The sequence below is a fragment of the Polaromonas sp. CG_9.7 genome (assembly GCF_015752205.1).
Taxonomy (GTDB): domain Bacteria; phylum Pseudomonadota; class Gammaproteobacteria; order Burkholderiales; family Burkholderiaceae_C; genus Polaromonas.
This window is the reverse complement of the sequence record NZ_JADOVG010000024.1, coordinates 12,882-30,809: the sequence shown is the minus strand read 5'-3', so window position 1 is coordinate 30,809 and position 17,928 is coordinate 12,882. Positions and strand designations below refer to the sequence as shown.

The window sequence follows — 17,928 nt, the reverse complement described above, 5'->3', positions numbered from 1 at the left end:
TTGGCCGGTGTCAGACTATGTCCCGAATTGCCCTTCGTCAACTCTGTAAGCACTACAGCAATGTAATGCGGGATCGACTTATTTGAGCCTTGCCAGTTGCTCGCGAATCTTCTCCCGCGTGCTGGTGAACTCTGTCAGCCGTCTGCGTTCTGTTTCCAGCACGGCGGGCGGCACCTTGGCGACAAAGGTTTCATTGGCCAGCTTGGCCTGCACCTTCAGCAGCTCGCCTTCAAGCCGCGCGGCTTCCTTGCCCAGGCGCACTTTTTCAGCGGCCACATCCACTTCCATGTAGAGGCAGACGCGCGCATCGCCGACCACCGCCACGGGTGCGGCTTCGGCAGCAGCGACCCATTCGGCCTCCGTGCCGAACAGCTTGACCTCGCTGAGCTTGGCCAGCGACCTGAGCACGGGCGCCACGGCGTTGATGAAGGCGTCATCCCCCACCACCAGCAGCGGCAGTCGCGTAGCCGGTGACACCTTCATTTCGCCGCGCAGGTTGCGGCAGGCATCGACCAGCGTTTTCAGCCTGGCGACGTGTGCTTCGGCCAGCAGGTCGATTTTTTCAGGCTGGCTTTGCGGGTAGGGCGCCTGGCCGATGAATGGACCGGCCTTGCCCGCCACAGGCGCGACCTTTTGCCAGAGTTCCTCGGTGATGAACGGAATCAAGGGGTGCGCCAGCCGCAGGATGCCTTCCAGCGTGCGGATCAGCGTGCGGCGCGTGGCGCGTTTTTGCGCGTCGCTGCCTTGCTGAATCTGCACCTTGGCAATTTCGAGGTACCAGTCGCAGAACTCGTCCCAGATGAACTGGTAGATATGGCCGGCGACATTGTCCAGGCGGTAGTCGGCAAAGCCCTTGGCCACGTCCGCTTCGACGCGCTGCATGGTGGAGGCGATCCAGCGGTCGGCCTGCGAGAAATCAAGGTAGTTTTCCATCGCGCCGCCGGGCGCGCATTGTTCCTTGCTGTGTTCATTGAGGCCGCAGTCCTGGCCTTCGCAGTTCATCAGCGTGAAGCGCGTGGCGTTCCAGAGCTTGTTGCAAAAGTTGCGGTAGCCTTCGCAGCGTTTGCTGTCAAAGTTGATGGAGCGGCCCAGGCTGGCGAGCGAAGCGAACGTGAAGCGCAGTGCATCGGCGCCGTAGCCTGGAATGCCGGCCGGGAATTCCTTTTCGGTGTTCTTGCGCACCTGCGGCGCCGTTTCGGGCTTGCGCAGGCCCTGCGAGCGCTTGTCCAGCAGCGGGGCGAGTTCGATGCCGTCGATCAGGTCGACCGGGTCGAGCACATTGCCTTCGGACTTGCTCATCTTCTTGCCCTGTGCGTCCTTGACCAGACCGTGGATGTACACGTGGTGGAACGGCACCTGGCCGGTGAAATGCGTGGTCATCATGATCATCCGGGCGACCCAGAAAAAGATGATGTCGTAGCCCGTGACCAGTACGCTGGACGGCAAAAACAGGTCCAGCTCTTTCGTCTTCTCGGGCCAGCCGAGGGACGAGAAGGGCACCAGCGCCGAGGAATACCAGGTGTCGAGCACGTCTTCGTCGCGGCGAAGCGTTTTGCCGGGGGCTTGTTTCTGCGCGTCTTCTTCATTGGTGGCGACATAGACCTTGCCGTCTTCGTCGTACCAGGCCGGAATCTGGTGGCCCCACCAGAGCTGGCGCGAGATGCACCAGTCCTGGATGTTGCCCATCCACTGGTTGTAGGTGTTGACCCACTGCTCGGGCACGAACTTGACCGCGCCGCTCTCGACCGCGTCAATCGCTTTCTGGGCGATGGATTTGCCGGTCGGGTCTTGCGGGCTGACCTTGTTCACGGCGACAAACCACTGGTCGGTCAGCATCGGCTCGATGATCTGGCTGGTGCGGGTGCAGCGCGGCACCATCAGCTTGTGTTTTTTGACTTCGACCAGAAAACCCTGCGCTTCCAGGTCGGCCACGACAGCCTTGCGGGCGACGAAGCGGTCCATGCCGCGGTATTTCTCGGGTGCGTTGTCGTTGATGGCGGCATCCAGTGTCAACACGCAAATGATGGGCAACTGGTGGCGCTGGCCGACCGCGTAGTCGTTGGCGTCATGCGCGGGCGTGACCTTGACCACGCCGGTGCCGAATTCTTTATCGACGTAGTCGTCGGCAATCACCGGGATGGTGCGGTCGCACAGCGGCAGGGTGACCTGCTGGCCGATCAGGTGAACATAGCGTTCGTCTTCGGGATGCACCATGACGGCCACGTCGCCCAGCATGGTTTCCGGACGCGTCGTGGCGACAGTGATGTCGCCCGAGCCGTCGGCCAGCGGGTAGCGGATGTGCCACATGAATCCGTCTTCTTCCTCGCTCTCGACTTCCAGGTCGGACACGGCCGATTTCAGAACCGGGTCCCAGTTGACCAGCCGCTTGCCGCGGTAGATCAGGCCCTGCTCATAGAGTTGCACAAACGTCGAGGTGACGACCTTGGACATCTTCGGGTCCATGGTGAAGTATTCATGCTTCCACGACACCGAGTCGCCCATGCGGCGCATCTGGCGCGTGATGGTCGAGCCAGACTCTTCTTTCCACTCCCAGACCTTGCTGACAAAGTTCTTGCGCGCCTCGGCAGGGCTGGTGCCCATGTCGTGGCGCGTCTTGCCCGATTCGGACTGCAATTTGCGCTCGACGACGATTTGCGTCGCAATGCCCGCGTGGTCGGTGCCGGGCACCCACAGCGTGTTGTCGCCGCACATCCGGTGGTAGCGCGTCAGCGAATCCATGATGGTCTGGTTGAACGCATGCCCCATGTGCAGCGTGCCGGTCACATTCGGTGGCGGCAGCTGGATGGCAAACGACGGCTTGGCGGCGTCCAGCGTTGGTTCGTACTGTCCGCTTTGCTCCCACAGCGGACCCCAGTGCTTTTCAATGTCGGCAGGCTCGAAGGACTTGGCCAGGCTGTCCAGCCCCGGCGTGGGGGGGAACACCTTGACAGCGTCGGTGGCAGGGGCGGTCGGGGCAGGGGGGGCAGGGGGGGCAGCTTGGGTCATGGGGCTATGAGAAACGGCATTGCAGGGATGCCGCCTGGGGTTAGAAGGAACTGAGGTGATTTTATTCGACGGTGATGACGGGGTAGCGGGCCTTGAGTACGGGGCATTACTTTCCTGGCGGCAAGCATGCCGTGCGCTTTTCAGGATGAACGTCATGACAGGAGTCCGTGTCATTCAGCACTGCTTCAGTCATCATGGCATCCTTGCTTGTTTCGTCCGGGGCTGGACCCAGGAACTGTGCCTTTGGCCAAGCGCGATTTTTCAGCCATGTCGCCAGCCAATCCAGGCACTGCCCAAAGATTTGCAGTTAAGCTTTTACTCCACCGTGTCCCCATCCAATCTACCTCCTCCCCCACCCCTTGCGCCGCGTATCCGCCGCGGTGCCCTGGCCCTGCCCGGCATCCGGAGCATCGGCATGGCCCACCCCTTGAGCTGGCTGGTGCGTGGCGCACGGGACCTGCGGCGCGGCGGCTGGCTTAGCCTGCTGCACGGTCTGGTGCCTGCCGCGTTCGGTGGCCTGCTGGTGCTGTTGGCGCGCGACCGTTTCTGGCTGCTGGCCGGTGCCTTTTCGGGTTTTCTGGTGGTGGCGCCGGTGCTGGCCACCAGCCTGTACGCCATCAGCCGGGCGATTGAACGGCGCGAGCCGGTCAACCTGCGGCTTGTCGTCAACACCTGGACGCGCTGGCAGTATTCGCGCCATGCGGCCAAGGGCGGCTACTGGAGCATGGTGCGCTTTGGCATGCTGCTGGCCTTGGCCGGCACCGGCTGGGTGGTGACGTCGGCCGCGCTGATCACCCTGCTGGCGCCGGAACCTGTCAGTACGCCACTGGATTTCCTGCGCCATGTGGTGCTGGCGCCGGGCGGCCATGTTTTTGAGCTTTGGCTGACCTTGGGCGGGCTGATGGCGGCCCCGATCTTTGCGTCCAGCGTGATTGCCATGCCGCTGCTGCTCGACCGCCGGGTCGATGTGCTGCAGGCGGTGCTGGCCAGCTGGCAGACGGTGCTGACCAATCCGGTGCCGCTGGCCTTGTGGGCAGCGCTGATCATGCTGCTGACGCTGATGGGCTTGGGCACGCTGCTGCTGGGGCTGGTCGTGGTGCTGCCACTGCTGGGCCATGCCAGCTGGCATGCCTACCGCGACCTGGTTGATGCCAGTGCGTTGCCCGAGCGCGTGCCGCCCGAGGGCGCCGCCTGATGTTCGGCTTTTCGGAAGAGCAGGTGGCCGCCTTTGGCCTGTCGTTCGGCGTGGGCGCGTTCATGCTCTACATGCTGTTCATCATCGGTCAGCTGGCGTGGTCGTCCAAGGCCGGAAAGTTTGGCACCTTTGTGATTTTTCTGGGCCTGGCTTTCGGCATGGTGGGCTTTGTCGCCAAGTACTTCATCCAGTGGATATTGGAAAAGTAAAACCCCAGCCCTGTCTGCCGAGGTTGAGTTTTTGAATGAAAAACCAGTCTTGCGCAATACCAGTATGCGCTGACAGCTATTAAATAAATAGCTATGCAATAGCCCTTGAAAATCACGCTGGCCGAGTCAAGTGGTCCGGTCTTGACACAATCGGCTCATGAAAAATGACTTCAAGGGCAACAAGCAGGCGCTGCCCCATAAGCTGTGTGCCGTTTGCGGCCGCACCATGACCTGGCGCAAGGCCTGGGCGAAAAACTGGGCCGAGGTGCTTTACTGCTCGGACGCCTGCCGCGCCAGGAAAAAGCCTGGCGGTGCTGCAGCATGACCGGCGCATTTGCTGCAGCAGCGGCAATGCCTCTTGCGCCGCCGGGGCGTTTGCGTCATCTGGTCATTGTGCTGGGCGACCAGCTGGACGCGCAGTCATCGGCGTTTGACGGTTTTGATGCCGAACACGACGTCGTGTGGATGGCCGAAGTGGACGAGGAGTCCACCCACGTCTGGTCGGCCCGGCAGCGCATTGCCCTGTTTTTGAGCGCCATGCGCCACTTTGCCGAATCGCTGCGCGCGCGGGGCTGGACGGTTCATTACAAACGGCTGGACGACAGCGCCAACTGCGGCACGCTGGCGGCCCAACTGCAAACCGACATCGACTCGCTGGCGCCCCGCGCGCTGGTCATGGCCGCGCCGGGCGACTGGCGCGTGCTGCAGGCGATGCGCGCTGCGGCAACAGCCTCCGGCAAGCCGCTGGACCTGCGCGATGACCGGCATTTCTTCAGCACCGTGCGCGACTTTGCCGCACATGCCCACGGCCGCAAGCAGTTGCGGCTGGAATACTGGTACCGCGAACTGCGTACCAAAAATGGCATTTTGATGGAAGGCTGCAAGCCGGTGGGTGGGCAGTGGAATTTTGATGCAGACAACCGCCAGTCCTTTGGCGCGGCCGGGCCGGGCGTGCTGCCGCCGCGCAGCTTTTTTGCGCCCGATGCCATCACGCAGGACGTCATGGCGCTGGTCAACTCGCGTTTTTCGAGCCATCCCGGCACGCTGGACAGCTTTGGCTGGCCGGTCACCCGGGCGCAGGCGCTGCAGGCGCTCGATAGCTTCATTGCCCAGCGGCTGCCGCTGTTTGGCCAGTTTGAAGACGCCATGTGGCATGGCGAAGCCTGGCTTTACCACTCACACCTCTCGTCGTCGATGAACCTCAAGCTGCTGGGCGCGCGCGAAGTGGTGGCGGCAGCCGAAGCAGCCTACCGGGCTGGAAATGCGCCGCTGGCGGCCGTGGAAGGCTTTGTCCGGCAAATCCTCGGTTGGCGCGAATTCGTGCGCGGCATCTACTGGACGCAAATGCCCGATTACGCCGCCTGCAACGAACTGGACGCGCAGCAGCCGCTGCCGCATTTTTACTGGACCGGCCAGACCGACATGGCCTGCCTGCGCGATGCCCTCACGCAAACCCTGACGCACGGCTATTCGCACCACATCCAGCGCCTGATGGTCACCGGGCTGTATGCGCTGCTGCTCGGCGTCAGGCCGCAGGCGGTGCACGAGTGGTACCTGGCGGTGTATGTCGATGCGGTCGAATGGGTGGAAATGCCCAATGTGCTGGGCATGAGCCAGTTTGCCGACGGCGGGCTGATGGCCAGCAAGCCCTATGCCGCCACCGGCAAGTACATCCAGCGCATGAGCAACCACTGCAAGGGCTGCCGCTTCGATCCGGCCGAGGCCACGGGCGACAAGGCCTGCCCGTTCACCACGCTGTACTGGGATTTTTTGATTCGCCACGAACCCCGGCTGGCAAAAAACCCGCGCATGGCGCTGCAGGTGAAAAACATCGCCCGGCTGACCCCGGAAAAACGCGGCCTGATACTTCAGCAGGCGCAGCTGCACCAAACGCTGGTCAGCCAGCCGCTAGCGCCATGACGCCATTTGTCTTTGAGCCCACCTTGCAGGCCGCCCATGCGCGCATCCAGGCCGTTCGCCCGCAGGACTATGCCCGCACGCGCAATGCCCTGGACGGCGCCGTCACGCGGCTCTCGCCCTACCTGACGCATGGTTTTGTCTCGCTGGCCGAGGTGCATGCGCGCGTGGATGCGGTGTATCCGCTCGATGACCAGCACAAGTTTGTCTTTGAGCTGGGCTGGCGCGCGTATTTTCAGCATGTCTGGCGCCATGTCGGTTTGGGCATTCACCAGTCGCTGCATGATGGGCTGCTGCCGGACGCGGCTTATGCGCAAGCAATGCCGGACGACATCGTGCAGGGTAGGTGCGGCGTGCCCGCCATCGACTGCGCGGTGCGCGAACTCTATGCCACCGGCTACCTGCACAACCATGCGCGCATGTGGCTGGCCAGCTATGTGGTGCATCTGCGAAAGGTCCACTGGCATGTCGGCGCCGAATGGCTGTATTCGCATTTGCTCGACGGCGACCTGGCCAGCAACCACCTGAGCTGGCAATGGGTGGCCGGCACCGGCAGCAGCAAGCCGTATGTGTTCAATGCCGACAACGTGCAGCGTTTTGCCCCGGCCGCCTGGCACAGCCCGGGCAGTGTCATTGACACCTCTTATGAAGCGCTCGACAGCATTGCCCGCAGTGCAAAACCGGCTGTTTTTGGACGCACTGGCGTCGCCGGCATCCACCCGCCCGAGCTGTTCAGCCTGCCGCCACGGCCTGACGATTTTGCGCCGGTCGATGCGCAGGCGGTGCAGGACCGGGATGTCTGGCTGGTGCATCCGTGGGCCTTGGGCGCATTGCCTGCCGACCTGCCTGCAGGCACGCTGGCGCTGGGCATTGCCGTGGCCGAGTTTCACCAGCAGCACCCCTGGACGGCGCAGCGCTGGGAGTTTGTCATGCGCCGCATGCACCAGCTGGCGCCGCTGTGCTGGCATGCCCCCGCGCAGACCCTGGGCACGGCGCTGCGCGCTGCGCGTTCGGTGCATGTACTGGCCGATCCCCACTTGCGGGAGCCGGGCAAGCCGTGGTTGCCCGCTTCAGTCCAGCAGCATGCTGCGCCGCGCCTGTTCGCGCCGGTAGACGAACTCTGCGGCAGCTTTTCAAAGTGGCGCGGCCGAACCCGTCTGCATCGCTGAAGACAGCCCAATGCCTGCTGTGAACGTTGATGGCAAATCCGGTCGTTTGTCGCTACAGTTTTGAGGAAACCGTTTTTATCCTACGTGGTGACGCGAAAAAGGCGGGATTTTCCGGAAAGCTCGACCAGTAGCATTGGCGCATTGTTTAAACAAATAGCGGAGCCGGGACATGATTGCAGACCGAGTCACAAAAGTTGACAAGCCGCCTTTTGCTGCCTGGCTGGTGGTTGTCGCATGCATGGTTTTTGTATTTTTGCTGGCCGCGCTGTTTCAGGTCGTGGGAGGGCAGGTTGAACAGGCTGGCGTTCGCCAGGCGCAGTACAACGCAGCGAAAGTCGCCATTTCAGGCTGCGCGGCCAGCTACTCGGGCGTGGTGCGCAGGCAATGCATCGAACAGGTGAATGCAGGCTTCATGCCTTATTCGGCCTATACCCCCCAGATCGACACCGAGACCGGGTCGCAGGCTGGCTTGCCGGCCATGCGCGCTGAACAAGGCTTTCAGCAGGCCGCTTTTTCCAAGCCTTGACTCATGCCGCATGCGCCACAATTCGCAGCCGCAGACCCTGCGCATTACCTGATGTTCGTGAAACCCAAACCATGACCGATTTAAAAACTTTTTCCGACCTGGCCGGGTGTGCAGAGGATGCTCGCCTGAAGGCGCTTGCACTGGACTGGCCCGCCACCGTTCCTCTTGATCTGCCGCAGGCCTATGCGGCCGCCCTGGACGTGCGCACTGCGCGAATTCGACATGGCGACGTACCTGCGGGTTACAAAGTGGGTTTTACCAACCGCAACATCTGGCCAAAGTACCAGGTTGATGCGCCCATCTGGGGAACGGTCTGGCAAGGCAGCGTGAAGCAGGCGCCCTCCGATTCCACCAATACGCCGGTGCTGTCCCTGGACGGCTTGTGCGAGCCACGCATCGAGCCCGAAATTGTGTTTTGCCTGCGCCAGGCGCCGCCACCCGACTGCTCGGCAGACGAGCTGGTGGCGTCGCTCGACTGGGTGGCGCATGGTTTTGAAATTGTGCACACGCATTTCGCCGGCTGGAAGTTCACCGCCGCCCAGGCCGTGGCCGATGCCGGCCTGCATGGCCGGCTGCTGGTTGGAACGCGCATTGCGGTCCCGGCGGAAACGCCCACGGTCGATCTGGTTCAGGCGCTGGCTGGTTTACAGGTTCGCCTGTACAGCGACGGCGCGCTGAAAGACGAAGGCCGGGGCGTCAATGTGCTCGATGGCCCGGTGCAGGCGCTGCTGCACTTCGTGCGTGAATTGCGCGCCACGCCGGGTGCACCTGAATTGAAAGCCGGCGACCTGGTGACCACCGGCACGCTCACCGATGCCCATCCGGTGGCGCCGGGACAAACCTGGCACACGCAGATCGAGTCGTCGGGTCCGGTGGGCGGCGCGCTTGCGGGGCTGAAGGTTCGTTTTGAGTAACTTTGCATCGGTAGCACTGCATGCCTCATGAAACCGAGCCAGCCATCCTGAGTGTTTTGACACAGTCGGGCGGTTGGATGTCTGCATCGGCCTGTTGACCACTTTCTACCCGGAGGCACCATGAAATGGGAAGGCAATCGAGAATCTGACAACGTCGAGGACCGGCGCAGCGATGGTGGCGGCGGATTTGGCGGCGGTGGCGGCCTGCTGGGCGGGCGCAGCATCGGCATTGGCACCATCGTCGTGGCGCTGGTCGGCGGCTGGATATTCGGCATCAACCCCCTGACCCTGCTGAGCATGTTCAGCGGTGGGGGAGCACCCACCGCGCAGGTGCAGCAGCAAGGCCCCGCGCAGCGGCCGCCTGCGGACGACCGCATGGCCGCCTTCGTGTCCACCGTGCTGGCCGACACCGAAGACGTGTGGAAAGAGGTGTTTGCCAAGGGCGGCGGCACCTACCAGGAACCCCGCCTGGTGCTGTTTCGTGGCGCCACGCAAACTGCTTGTGGTCAGGGGCAGGCGGCCATGGGGCCTTTTTACTGTCCCGGCGACCAGAAGGTCTACATTGACCTGGGATTTTACGAAACCCTGAAAAACAAGCTGGGTGCGCCTGGCGACTTTGCGCAGGCGTATGTGATCGCCCATGAGGTCGGCCACCATGTGCAGAACCTGCTGGGCATCAGCGAAAAAATGGAGCAGATGCGCAGCCGCGTCAGCAAGGTCGAATACAACGCGCTCAGCGTGCGCCTGGAACTGCAGGCCGACTGCTTTGCCGGCGTCTGGGCCAACCACGCCCAAAGCGCCCGGCAGATTCTGGAGCAGGGCGATGTCGCAGAAGCCATGAATGCCGCCGCCCAGATTGGCGACGATGCCCTGCAGCGCTCCAGCCGCGGCGCCGTGGTGCCTGAAAGCTTTACCCATGGCACCAGTGCCCAGCGCCAGCGGTGGTTCGACACCGGCCTGAAGAACGGCAGCGTCAAGGCCTGCGACACCTTTGGCGCCCGCAACCTGTAGGTTGACTTCGAGGCAAGTCCGCCAAGCTGTTTTTCCCTGGTTTGGCCAGCGTTTGAAAAACTCCTGAATTCATAGCAGCTTGTGCTTACAGGTATTGCGCAAACGGGCGATTTGATCATAATCTGGCAAAATACAAGCGTGGTCCCTTATTCCTGGCTGGCTGGCCCGCCATGAGCATCAGAGCCGAACCGTCCAGCTGCCCACCCATTCAATAGGCCCACCTCTCCATGAACATTCTCCTGACCGGCGGTGCCGGCTATATCGGCAGCCACACCTGCGTCGCATTGATCGAGGCGGGCTTCACCCCTGTCATCCTGGACAACTTTTCCAACAGCCATCCGGCTGTACTGGAACGCCTAAAACAGATCACCGGCCAGACCGTGGCTTGTGAAACAGGCGATGTGCTCGACACGCCCTGGGTCGGCGACATGCTGGCGCGCCACAACATTGCCGCGGTGCTGCACTTTGCGGGCGACAAGGCGGTCGGCGAAAGCGTAGCCCAGCCGCTCAAGTACTACCGCAACAACATTGGCGGCGCAGTCAGTCTGCTGGAGGCGATGCAGGCTTCAAGCTGCCGGACGCTGGTGTTTTCAAGCAGCGCCACGGTCTATGGCGATCCGGTATCAGTGCCCATCACCGAAAGTTTTCCGCGCAGCCACACCAACCCCTACGGCCACACCAAGCTCGTGATCGAGGACATTTTGTCGGCGGTGCAGGCGTCCGACCCGTCCTGGCAGCTTGGCGTGCTGCGCTACTTCAACCCGGTGGGCGCGCACACCAGTGGCCTGATTGGCGAAGACCCGAGCGGCATTCCCAACAACCTGATGCCGTTCGTCACGCAGGTGGCGATTGGCAAGCGGCCTTTCCTGAACGTGTACGGCAGCGACTACGCCACGCCCGACGGCACCGGCGTGCGCGACTATATCCATGTGCAGGACCTGGCCGAAGGGCATGTGGCTGCGCTCAAGGCCTTGCTGGCAATCCAAAAAAGCTTCACCGTCAACCTGGGAACGGGCCGTGGCAACAGCGTGCTGGAAGTGGTCAGCGCGTTTGAAAAGGCCAGCGGCCGCCCCGTCAACTACCAGATTGCCCCGCGCCGGCCAGGCGATGTGGCGCAGTGTTATGCGGACCCGGCGCTGGCACACCAGTTGCTAGGGTGGACCGCCCGCCGCACCCTGGCCGACATGTGCCTGGATGCCTGGCGCTGGCAGAGCGGCAACCCGGAAGGCTATAAATAAGGAAAAATAGGCCTTTTGCGCACGGCTATATTTAGTTTATAGCTATTAAATACATAGCAATAAACAGACTTTATCAAACCTTGTATCGCAATTGCGCTCGGTTGTTTATCCTGCAAGCGCAGCGTTGCGATTTAAAAGCAGCACATCCGGGCTCATCGACACCATGTGCGCGGGGCCGAAAATGGTGGCAAATGCCACGTCTTTCGCATCGCGGCCATGGGCCAGGCGAACGATCTGGTCCAGCGGCGACATCGCGGTCGGGTCAAACATCACCCAGCGCCCACCCAGGTAAGCCTCAAAAACCGCATGAAAGTCCGGTGGTGGCTCGTCAAACGTGGCATAGCCGCTGACCAGCCGGGCTGGAATGTTCAATGCCCTGCAAAAAGTCACCGCCAGGTGCGCAAAGTCCCGGCAGACACCGGCCCGTTGCATGAAGACTTCGCGCGCTGTCGTGGTGGCATTGGTCGAGCCGATGCGGTATTCAATATTGCCGCGCACCCATTCGCAAATGGCCTGAACGCGTGCGTAGCCCGGGGGCATCTGGCCAAACAGCTGGCCGGCATTCATCCCCAGCAGGTCGGATTCGCAGTAACGGGTGGGCGTCAGGTAATGCAGCACGTCGTCGGGAATCTCGTGCACTGGCAATTCATGCGCATTGACATCGGCAGGCTCGATCAAGCGATCGACCAAGGCGTGGTAGACCACCCTCAGCGGGCCGGGCTGGGCCTGAAAGCGCAAGAAACGGTTGCCCGATTGCGCGTCGCAATAGGTCCTGAAATGCGTGGGCGGGTCAATCTGCAAATTTTCGTGGACCAGTGTCTGGCCCATGCCGTTGGCCGCATGAATCAAAAATACAAACTCGGAAGGCCCATCGACAGCATAGTCCAGCGTCGAATCAATTTGCAGCCGGTTGGTGTTGAAAGGCTGCATCGTGGGCGCGGCGGGGGCCAGACTGGCTTGCGGCAACAAGGCAGCGCTGGGGTCGTTCATCAAGGTATCGTTCATCGGAGTTCCTGCGGGCGATAGGAGACATTCAGCCATGGCTGAAGGTGTTTTATGAAGCCTATGAATTAAACCAGCCCTGACTCGACAGATACATCGGCAGGCCGGAAATGGTGCTGTAGGACGAAGCCCGCCGTTACAGGCCGTTAGACCCCGTTCAGCCTCGCTTGCGCACCTGAACGGTGACATCCATGCCCAGGAAGTCGCCCGGTGAGCCGTCCCAGGATCCATGCAGGGGCTTCGCCAGGCTGGCATGGCGGGCCACGCCCACCGGGATGAGATCGGTCCCGCCGATCAGGTTGTTGGTCGGATCGAACGGAATCCAGCCAGCGTCGGGCAGGTAGATCTGCACCCAGGCATGGGTGGAGCCGTTGCCGTGACTCTGCTGGTCTGCGGTGTCCAGCCACGGCGTGTACAGATAACCTGAAACGAAACGTGCCGCATAGCCGAGCCGTCGCACCGCCTCGATCATCAGGGTTGCAAAGTCCCGGCAGGCGCCACTTTCCAGCCGAAGTGTTTCATACGGCGTCTGGACCCCGGGGTTCAGGCGCACGTGGTAGGTCATGGAGTTACGGATGAATTCCGTCATTTCCACCAGCAGCTCGCGGGTACCGGTGGCTTCGTCAGGCTGGATGAACTGGTTAGCCCAGTCTTGCAGAATGCCGTTGGGGTCGTCGTAGTAGGGTGCGAGGTAGTGGCGCAGCACCATGCGTTCTTCTTCTCCATATGCCAGCGGAAACTGCCGGGCGCGCGAGCTCATGGGAAAGTTGACAGCGCGGGTGCCGGTGTGTTCGACCGACGACATGCACACCACCTTCAATTCATTCGCCGGACTCTGCGGCTGGATCTTGGCGATGGAATTGGAATAAGCGTCCTGAAACATGCGGATGTCCACTGGCGCAGGCGTGACCTGCAGGTCTGTGGCCAGTACCCGCAGGTCGTGGCTGTCGCGCGGGCGAAACTGCACCCAGTGCTCGCCCAGCATGACCTGCTGGGCATACCGGTAATGGGTAGTGTGGGTGATGTCGAAGATGGCGGACACGTGGGCGATCGGCAGTTGAGGAGTGCAAAGAATCTGCTTTTTGCCAGAACTGTGCAATCAGTGGTCGGCAGGCAAGCCTGTCGGATGCCTCCTACTCGCCTTGACCGGCGTGCGCGGTGCCCGCTGAGCTGAGCTGAGCCGGCGGGTCTACAGGCGTGCCAGCAATTCGGTTTTCTTGGTGTTGAAGTCTTCGTCGCTGATGATGGCGCGGCTTCGCAGGTCGGCAAGCTTCTCGATCATCAGGAAAATGTCCGCATCGCCTGTCGCTGGATTGCCGGGACGGTCTTGCAATTGCGGCTGAAGCCGGACCGGGGCTGGCGATTCAGAGGCGGGGAGGTTTCCTGGCACGAATTCAGGCGTGGCTGAATACGCTGGGTTGAAGCCATTGGCGTGTTGCTGCACGCCATTGACCGACACGACCGGCAGGCGGCTCACATCCACCTGACCGTACTGACTCGAAAAGGTGACGGAGCCGCCATAAGACTGCTGCTGTGAAAAGCCGCCAAGTTGGTGATCCTGCGTGTCATAGACGGTGACGCTGCCATTCACTTCGATGGCCAGGCGGCGCGCCTGCGCAAAGTAGGCATAGCGCACGCCGTTCTGGGCGCCGGTGCTGTTGGGCCAGCGCAGGTCGGACGGCCACCAGTCGGGGGACATGCCTGGAGCCGGCGCAGCAAACAGGCTGGCTGTAGGGTTCATGGGTCCATTGGCGTCCTGGTAGGGGCCGCCGGCATGGCTGGTTTGCTGCTGGTCACCCTGGTTTTGCGACTGGAAGCTGCCGGTCCTGAGCAGTTCAGGCTGGCTGGCCACCAGCCTGGAAAGTTCGCAGCACAGGGCATCGACGCGGCTTTTGAGCTGGCCATTGAACATGTCGGACACCATGGTCATGCCGCCGCTCATCCACTGGCCAGAGCCGCTGAATTCGGGATGGTTGAACTGCGCCATGCTGCCGTTGCCGTTGATGACCGATACGAGCATGCTGGCGACCGCCTCAGGGCTGAATCCGTGGCGCTGGGCGATGTCGTTCACGGCCTGCTGGCCGCTGTTGGAAAGTTGTTTCATGAAAATAGCCCAATTGGGTGAAATGGAAAAACATGATGCGCCGGCACGGGGGGCCGGATTCCAACGGTTGACACGACCTGCCGGCAAGCAGCATCCATCGCCGCTCAAGCCGGAAAACCTGCCGGCACCTGATTGCCCGAACCCGACAGGCCGTTCAGCGGCAGCGGTGTGACGGTCACCCGCACCTCAAGCTCCTGCTCGCCGCCGCCCAGCACCACGCCGCGCATCGGTGTGACATCGCTGAAATCGCGGCCCCAGCCCAGGGTGATGTGCTCGTGCTGCACCAGGCAGCGGTTGGTCGGGTCAAAATCCACCCAACCCAGGTCGGGGCAAAAAACCGACACCCAGGCATGCGACGCATCGGCACCGATCATGCGTGGCTGGCCGGCCGGCGGGTGCGTCAGGATGTAGCCGCTCATGTAGCGCGCAGGCAGGCCCAAGCTGCGCAGGCAGCCAATCATCAACTGGGCAAAATCCTGGCAAACGCCCCGGCGGCCGCGCAGCACCTCGTCGAGTGGCGTGGAAATGTCGGTGGCGTCCGCGTCGAAATCGAACTCGTCAAAAATTCGCTGGGTCAGGTCGAGCGCGGCATCAAGTTGCGCCCGGCCCGGCGTGAAGCTGATGCGCGCAAACGCTTCCAGCTCAAGGCTGCAGCTCACATGCGGCGAAGCATACAGATAGCGGTAGGCGTCAGCCAGGGCCGTCTCCATGCCCTGCTGCAGCCGGTCGCGCAGGCTTTCCCACGAAGCGCTTTTCTGGATGCTGTCCAGATCGGGACGCTGCATCAGTGCGACCGTTGATTCGGCATGCACCAGCAGGCTCTGGTGCGCTGCGGTGATGGTGATCTGGCGGGTCTGGTTGCCAAAATAATCCATCCCGTCCACGCCATCGTTTTCTGTTGGCGTCACCCACAGCGCATGCGACTCGATTTGCTGGTAGGAGAAAGACCTCGGCGTCATGTGCAGGTATTGCTGGGACAGCGTGACTGTGCTTGCGTAGTTCACCTGGGTTTCGTGAACAACGTGATAACGGGCGCGCACGGCAGGGCTCACGGGCAAGGAATTCATGCTGTGTGCGTCCTCGTTGGGTGGCTGCCGGTGTAGCTGAAGAATTGAACGCTGACCTGTTGCGACATTTGCGCGCTTGCCACCTTAATACGACGGAGCAGGTCAATCAGGTGCGCATTGCCGCAATACAGGTCTGTGTCGGGCGCCAGCGACACCAACTCGTTCCTCAACAGCGTGAGTTCCTGTTCCCCACACGAGCCGTAGGTCAGCGATATTTTCGTCAGGCTCTTGAGGACGCCTTCGAGCTGGAAAAGGATCGAACGGGTGTTGCTTTCGTCCAGTAACAGCAAATCCAGCACCGGCAGCCATTCGGGCTGTGCGCGGTAGCGGGCGCGGTAGATGATGATGCAGTCGGACAGTTCCAGCAGCCAGTCCAGGTTGCCATTGGCTTGCATGCCAAGCGCATGTTGCAGCGTCACCGCCTGAAACTGCAGGCGTTCCAGACGCCGTCCCAGGGACATGAAACGCCAGCCCAGGTCGCGGCTCATGCCGTCAAGGGCAAAGCCGGACATGGTCATCAGCGCGGTGGTGGCGTCGTCAAGAATGGTCATCGCCTCCGACTGGGACAGCCGGACGCCAGCACCAGACACGCTTTGCACCATCTGGTTGAAGGCGCGCCAGTTGTCAACGGAAAAGCGTTCACGCAACTGGCCGGCACTCTGGAAGAGCTGCTGCTGCTGCCTGGCCAGCCCCGGAACGTCGGGCGACGCCACTGCCAGCATCAGTGCGGCCTCAATCTTGGTGTCGCTCAAAAAGGATGCCGTCTTGCCGGCCTGTGTCTGGTTCTGAGTTTGACTTTGAACTGGCGTGTTTTCTGTGGACTCGATCAGGCCGAACCAGGTGCACAGCGCCACCACGGTCGGCCATTCGTCGCCGTGATTGGTCGGTCCCACACTGAACAGGAAATTCAGTGCAACCCGAAGCAGTCGGGCGGTGTTGTCACAACGCTCGGCATTGCGGCCGAACCAGAATAGATTTTCTGCCACGCGGCTGGAAATATGCGTGTCGTCGCGAACCAGGTCCTGGTGCGTGATGGTGCGTTTGCGCAGACTGGGCACCTCGACATGCTGGCTGGCCTGTATCCAGGTGTCCTTGCTGCCGCCGCCACGCTGCATGGTGATGATGCGCGCATCCCTGCCTGTTGCCACGCGGGTCAGTCCCCCGGGCATCACGACATAGCCATTCGGCGTGGCGCACGCATACACCCGAAGGCCGATGGCGCGGGCGCTCAAGCTGCCGGGCGCATCGGGATTCAGTACCGGCGCCTGGGACAGCCGCACCAGTTCCTGCGCCACGTAGTTCTTGGGGTTGGCGCGCAGCTTATGGATGAAGGCTGCGCGCGCCTCTCCCTTCAGGTCTTTGCCGAAGACGGGAAATTCCCGGAGCTGGGGAAAGCTCGGCTTGATGATGAGCTGGTCAAGCCGGTTGATCACCACTTCCAGCGCAGCCGGTTCGCCGCACCACCAAGTGGCAACGGAGGGCATCTTGAGTGGCTCACCCAGCAGACGCTTGCACAGCAAGGGCAGAAAGCCGAGCAGCGCACCCGACTCCAGCAGGCTCGATCCCAGGCTGTTGGCGATGAGCACATTGCCGCGCCGGGCGGCGTCGGTCAATCCGGCCACACCCAGCGCAGAATCGGCGCGAAGCTCAAGCGGGTCGCAGTAGTCATCGTCAACCCGGCGCATCACCACATGCACACGCTGCAGGCCGGACAGGGTCTTGTGCCAGACGATGCCGTCCCGCACCGTCAGGTCGCTGCCCTCAACCAGTGGCAACCCCAGATAACGTGCCAGGTAGGCTTGCTCATAATAGGTTTCGTTGTACGGCCCGGGTGTCAGCAGAACGATCAGCGGCGCTTCACTTTCGCGCAGCGGTATGCCATGGCCATTGGCGGCGCACTGGCGCCCCCAGGTGGCCAGGCTGTCGCGCAGGGTGTCAAAAAAGCCCGCCAGGTGCTGGACGTTCAAGTCGCGCAGCAGGTCAGGAAAGGTCCGCGAGATGACCGACCGGTTTTCCAGCGCATACCCGGCGCCCGAGGGTGCCTGTGTCCGGTCGGCCACGGCCCACCAGCCGCCGTTGGGCGCCCGAGCCAGGTCGATGGCATAAAAGTGCAGGGCGACGCCGTCCTTGTGCTGCATGCCATGGCATGGCCGCAGGAAGCCCGCATGTCCATGAATCAGCGCTGGCGGCAACAGCCTTTCTGCCAGCATTTTTTGCTCGCCATAGACATCGATCAGCAGCCGGTTCATCAGCGTGGCGCGCTGGATCACCGCGGCTTCGATGCCTGCCCACTCGCCATGCGGCAGGATCATCGGCAGGACATTCAGGTCCCAGGGGCGTTGCACACCTTTGTCGTCGGTATAGACGTTATAAGTGACCCCATTTTCACGCACCTGTCGCTGTACCGACTCGGTGCGCTTGCGCATGACATCAGGCGCTTCATGTGCCATGCTGTCCAGAAAGGTGCGCCAGTGTGCGCGTGGCTGGCCAGAGCCCTCCAGCATTTCATCAAAACTATCTGGCGCAGCCGGATAACCGGCAAGCAGTTGATTCAACATCGGATCGGGTTA

Annotated in this window: 15 protein-coding genes; 9 read left to right on the top strand and 6 right to left on the bottom strand. The window is 62.1% G+C overall.

The window, feature by feature from the left end; all coding sequences use genetic code 11:
- Positions 1–78 precede the first annotated feature (78 nt).
- Entirely contained in the window at positions 79–3,006 is a 2,928-nt protein-coding gene (locus IWX87_RS17690; protein ID WP_231374901.1) for a valine--tRNA ligase, read from the bottom strand.
- A 415-nt stretch (positions 3,007–3,421) separates the two neighbouring features.
- Here IWX87_RS17690 and IWX87_RS17685 point away from each other — a divergent pair, with 415 nt between their 5' ends.
- From IWX87_RS17685 to galE, 9 genes are all read left to right on the top strand, one after another.
- Positions 3,422–4,201: a DUF2189 domain-containing protein gene (locus IWX87_RS17685; protein ID WP_196864830.1), complete on the top strand. Its 780-nt coding sequence runs from the start codon at positions 3,422–3,424 to the stop codon at positions 4,199–4,201.
- A complete protein-coding gene (locus IWX87_RS17680; protein WP_196864829.1) occupies positions 4,201–4,410 on the top strand; it encodes a DUF2788 domain-containing protein in 210 nt (69 codons plus the stop codon). Before IWX87_RS17685 ends, IWX87_RS17680 begins: the two co-directional genes overlap by 1 nt.
- Before the next feature lie 157 nt (positions 4,411–4,567).
- Positions 4,568–4,735 carry a DUF2256 domain-containing protein gene (locus tag IWX87_RS17675; protein WP_196864828.1) on the top strand — a complete coding sequence of 56 codons (168 nt, stop codon included), beginning with the start codon at positions 4,568–4,570 and terminating at the stop codon, positions 4,733–4,735.
- 26 nt (positions 4,736–4,761) lie between these two features.
- Entirely contained in the window at positions 4,762–6,330 is a 1,569-nt protein-coding gene (locus tag IWX87_RS17670; protein ID WP_196864827.1) for a cryptochrome/photolyase family protein, read from the top strand.
- The gene (locus IWX87_RS17665; RefSeq protein ID WP_196864826.1) at positions 6,327–7,496 is read left to right on the top strand and encodes an FAD-binding domain-containing protein; all 1,170 of its coding nucleotides are present in this window, start codon (positions 6,327–6,329) and stop codon (positions 7,494–7,496) included. Before IWX87_RS17670 ends, IWX87_RS17665 begins: the two co-directional genes overlap by 4 nt.
- Positions 7,497–7,665: 169 nt before the next feature.
- Positions 7,666–8,022, top strand: coding sequence for a hypothetical protein (locus IWX87_RS17660; protein WP_196864825.1), 357 nt, complete (start codon positions 7,666–7,668; stop codon positions 8,020–8,022).
- Between the two features lie 71 nt (positions 8,023–8,093).
- Positions 8,094–8,936, top strand: a complete 843-nt coding sequence (locus IWX87_RS17655; protein WP_196864824.1) for a 2-keto-4-pentenoate hydratase — start codon at positions 8,094–8,096, stop codon at positions 8,934–8,936.
- 120 nt (positions 8,937–9,056) lie between these two features.
- Entirely contained in the window at positions 9,057–9,947 is an 891-nt protein-coding gene (locus IWX87_RS17650) for a neutral zinc metallopeptidase (RefSeq protein WP_196864823.1), read from the top strand.
- 227 nt (positions 9,948–10,174) lie between these two features.
- A complete protein-coding gene (galE, locus tag IWX87_RS17645) occupies positions 10,175–11,185 on the top strand; it encodes a UDP-glucose 4-epimerase GalE (protein WP_196864822.1) in 1,011 nt (336 codons plus the stop codon).
- 105 nt (positions 11,186–11,290) lie between these two features.
- Here the strand turns inward: galE and IWX87_RS17640 are convergent, their stop codons facing one another.
- The 5 genes from IWX87_RS17640 to IWX87_RS17620 form a co-directional block, all read right to left on the bottom strand.
- A complete protein-coding gene (locus IWX87_RS17640) occupies positions 11,291–12,190 on the bottom strand; it encodes a transglutaminase family protein (protein ID WP_196864821.1) in 900 nt (299 codons plus the stop codon).
- Positions 12,191–12,344: 154 nt separating this feature from the next.
- The gene (locus tag IWX87_RS17635; protein WP_280757719.1) at positions 12,345–13,229 is read right to left on the bottom strand and encodes a transglutaminase family protein; all 885 of its coding nucleotides are present in this window, start codon (positions 13,227–13,229) and stop codon (positions 12,345–12,347) included.
- A 147-nt stretch (positions 13,230–13,376) separates the two neighbouring features.
- Positions 13,377–14,291, bottom strand: a complete 915-nt coding sequence (locus IWX87_RS17630) for an SHOCT domain-containing protein (RefSeq protein WP_196864820.1) — start codon at positions 14,289–14,291, stop codon at positions 13,377–13,379.
- A gap of 104 nt (positions 14,292–14,395) precedes the next feature.
- Positions 14,396–15,358, bottom strand: coding sequence for a transglutaminase family protein (locus IWX87_RS17625; RefSeq protein WP_196864819.1), 963 nt, complete (start codon positions 15,356–15,358; stop codon positions 14,396–14,398).
- Positions 15,355–17,916, bottom strand: coding sequence for a circularly permuted type 2 ATP-grasp protein (locus IWX87_RS17620; RefSeq protein WP_196864818.1), 2,562 nt, complete (start codon positions 17,914–17,916; stop codon positions 15,355–15,357). The genes IWX87_RS17625 and IWX87_RS17620 overlap by 4 nt, the downstream gene beginning before the upstream one ends.
- Positions 17,917–17,928: the final 12 nt, after the last annotated feature.

Excerpts from the sequence above, each read along its gene's own strand:
- IWX87_RS17690 (WP_231374901.1), bottom strand. The coding sequence starts at position 3,006 with ATGACCCAAGCTGCCCCCCCTGCCCCCCCTGCCCCGACCGCCCCTGCC.
- IWX87_RS17685 (WP_196864830.1), top strand. The coding sequence starts at position 3,422 with ATGGCCCACCCCTTGAGCTGGCTGGTGCGTGGCGCACGGGACCTGCGG.
- IWX87_RS17680 (WP_196864829.1), top strand. The coding sequence starts at position 4,201 with ATGTTCGGCTTTTCGGAAGAGCAGGTGGCCGCCTTTGGCCTGTCGTTC.
- IWX87_RS17675 (WP_196864828.1), top strand. The coding sequence starts at position 4,568 with ATGAAAAATGACTTCAAGGGCAACAAGCAGGCGCTGCCCCATAAGCTG.
- IWX87_RS17670 (WP_196864827.1), top strand. The coding sequence starts at position 4,762 with ATGCCTCTTGCGCCGCCGGGGCGTTTGCGTCATCTGGTCATTGTGCTG.
- IWX87_RS17665 (WP_196864826.1), top strand. The coding sequence starts at position 6,327 with ATGACGCCATTTGTCTTTGAGCCCACCTTGCAGGCCGCCCATGCGCGC.
- IWX87_RS17660 (WP_196864825.1), top strand. The coding sequence starts at position 7,666 with ATGATTGCAGACCGAGTCACAAAAGTTGACAAGCCGCCTTTTGCTGCC.
- IWX87_RS17655 (WP_196864824.1), top strand. The coding sequence starts at position 8,094 with ATGACCGATTTAAAAACTTTTTCCGACCTGGCCGGGTGTGCAGAGGAT.
- IWX87_RS17650 (WP_196864823.1), top strand. The coding sequence starts at position 9,057 with ATGAAATGGGAAGGCAATCGAGAATCTGACAACGTCGAGGACCGGCGC.
- galE (WP_196864822.1), top strand. The coding sequence starts at position 10,175 with ATGAACATTCTCCTGACCGGCGGTGCCGGCTATATCGGCAGCCACACC.
- IWX87_RS17640 (WP_196864821.1), bottom strand. The coding sequence starts at position 12,190 with ATGAACGATACCTTGATGAACGACCCCAGCGCTGCCTTGTTGCCGCAA.
- IWX87_RS17630 (WP_196864820.1), bottom strand. The coding sequence starts at position 14,291 with ATGAAACAACTTTCCAACAGCGGCCAGCAGGCCGTGAACGACATCGCC.
- IWX87_RS17625 (WP_196864819.1), bottom strand. The coding sequence starts at position 15,358 with ATGAATTCCTTGCCCGTGAGCCCTGCCGTGCGCGCCCGTTATCACGTT.
- IWX87_RS17620 (WP_196864818.1), bottom strand. The coding sequence starts at position 17,916 with ATGTTGAATCAACTGCTTGCCGGTTATCCGGCTGCGCCAGATAGTTTT.